We start from the raw sequence: 2,363 nt of genomic DNA, 5'->3' as shown, positions 1-2,363 counted from the left end.
CGGCGGTCGACGGCCACATTGCCGACATCCGCGATCGCGACCGCATTTTCCAATTGCTGCGCGAGTCAAAGCCGGACCTCGTATTCCACGCCGCGGCGCTCAAGCACGTGCCGATCNTGGAGCGCGACTGGAGCGAGGGCGTCAAGACCAACATCTTCGGTTCGGTCAATGTCGCCGACGCAGCGCAGGCCGCTGGTGCCGAGGCGATGGTGATGATCTCGACCGACAAGGCGATCGAGCCGGTGTCGATGCTCGGCCTCACCAAGCGGTTCGCCGAGATGTATTGTCAGGCTGTGGATCGCACTCTCGCCGCGAGCGCTGCCGGCAATTCGCCGATGCGGCTGATCTCGGTGCGGTTTGGCAACGTGCTGGCCTCGAACGGATCGGTGGTGCCGAAGTTCAAGGCGCAGATCGAAGCCGGCGGTCCGGTCACCGTCACGCATCCCGACATGGTGCGTTACTTCATGACTATCCGCGAGGCCTGCGACCTCGTGATCACCGCCGCGACCCACGCGCTGGCGCAGCAGGAATCGGATGCATCGGTGTTCGTGCTCAGCATGGGCCAGCCGGTGAAGATCGTCGATCTCGCCGAGCGGATGATCCGGCTGTCCGGATTGCAGCCCGGCTACGACATCGAGATCGTGTTCACCGGGGTGCGTCCGGGCGAGCGGCTCCACGAGATTCTATTTGCCGAACACGAGCCGTTCACCGAGACCGGCATCTCCGGCATCGTCGCGGCGCGGCCTCACGAAATGCCGCTGCCGACCCTGCGCGAATGGCTGTCCTCGCTGCAGCAGGCGATCGAGGCGCGCCGCTACGAGCAGGTCGTGGAGATCTTGAAGAACGCCGTGCCGGAATATCGCGACACTGCCGCCGCAAGGGCGGACCAGACGCCGAAGGCCGAATTGTCGAAGTAATTACGCTTTGCGCGGCGTCGCGAAGCGGATCAACAGCAGCGCGACGATCACGGCGCCGACGGCCAGCGCGATGCCATCGACGATCAGCGAGTTCATCGCCACCGAAATTGCGGCCAGCGCTGCCAGGATGATGTTGGTCGCGAGCACATGGCCGGACACGGCGAGCACCGAAAAGCCGTTGTCGGTGGCTTGCTGATAGAAATGCGAGCGGTGGGCCTGCCAGAATTGTTCGCGCTTGGCCATCCGCCGCAGCAGCGTCACCGTCGCGTCGGCGAGGTAGTACAACGGCAGCAGCAGCGCTGCGGCCGGATGTCCCAGCACGGCAAGCTGCAGCAGGCACCAGCCGAGCAGAAGACCGATCGGCAGGCTGCCGACGTCGCCGAGAAACACTTTGGCAACGGGCTTGTTGAACGGTGCGAATCCCAGCATGGCGCCGCCGAGCGCCGCCGCCAGCAACGCGGCCGGTGTCGGCAGTACGCCGGCCCATCCGAAAGCCGCGAGCGTCAGCGACAGGGGAACGACTTCGGCGACGGTGATCCAGTCCAGCCCGTCCATGAAGTTGACGAGGTTGACGAACCACAGCCCGGCGATGAAGGCGACGGCGCGCTCGAGGCCGAGCGGCAGCGCGGGGACGACACGCAGCTCGCTCGGTAGCGTGAACACCACCGCTGCGACGGCCAAAGCTTGCAGGCCCAGTCGCGGCAGCACACCGAGCGGCCGGAGGTCATCCACCGCGCCGACGGCGGCGATCAGCAGCGTGGCGGCGAGTAACCAGATCGGCAGGCCGGCGCTGGGTGCAGCCACTGCGCTTGCAAATTCGGCGACTACCAGCGTTGCAGCGATCACCGCGATGCCGGCGCCCTGCGGGGTCGGCACCTTGTGGGACGAGCGGGCGTTGGGGCGCGCCAAAGCATAGCGGCGCAGCAGCGGCATCAGCACCATCGTCAATCCGGCGCAGCCGAGGGCGCCTGCAACGAGCGCGATGGTGATCAGCGATGCGCCGGTCATCGGATCACTCCGGCACGTCGATCGGGGCGTCGCCTTTGGCGGCCTTCTCGGCGCTGAGGATCCAGATCAAGCCCCCGAGGGCGCCGACGACGAAGTACACCGCCCCGAACAGCAGCGAGACGTTGACGCCTTCGCTGGCGCCGATGCCCGCATAGCCGAAGGCGAGACCCATGCTGGCTTCGCGCAAACCCCAGCCTGCGATCGAGATCGGGATCACGGTGATCAGCATCACGATGGGCACGAGCTGGAGCAGTTGCCAGAAATCCGCCGGCGCCGCGATGGCCCTGGCGACGCTCCACGCCACCGCCACCGCCAGAATATGGATCGACAGCGACGCCGCGACGATCATCGGCCCTGTCCGGCTCGCGGTGAGTATGCGGGACGTGATCCGCGAGCATTCGAAGAAGTGCCGCGTCGGCCAGACCCGTGTCACCAGGT

General features: G+C 66.4%; 3 protein-coding genes. 1 reads left to right on the top strand and 2 read right to left on the bottom strand.

Going from position 1 to position 2,363, the window contains the following annotated elements; translation table 11 throughout:
• The coding region (locus I5M_RS06425) for a polysaccharide biosynthesis protein (protein ID WP_022720642.1) at positions 1–917 on the top strand (917 nt) is incomplete at its 5' end.
• Here the strand turns inward: I5M_RS06425 and I5M_RS06420 are convergent.
• Positions 918–1,925, bottom strand: a complete 1,008-nt coding sequence (locus I5M_RS06420; RefSeq protein WP_022720641.1) for a glycosyl transferase — start codon at positions 1,923–1,925, stop codon at positions 918–920. It abuts the gene before it with no gap.
• Positions 1,926–1,929: 4 nt separating this feature from the next.
• Positions 1,930–2,363: lysylphosphatidylglycerol synthase domain-containing protein (locus I5M_RS06415; protein WP_031335606.1), on the bottom strand; the 434-nt coding region annotated here is incomplete at its 5' end.

The sequence above is a fragment of the Rhodopseudomonas sp. B29 genome (assembly GCF_000333455.1).
Taxonomy (GTDB): Bacteria; Pseudomonadota; Alphaproteobacteria; order Rhizobiales; family Xanthobacteraceae; genus Rhodopseudomonas.
The sequence above is the reverse complement of the archived record's forward strand: the minus strand, read 5'-3'. Positions and strand labels throughout refer to the sequence as shown.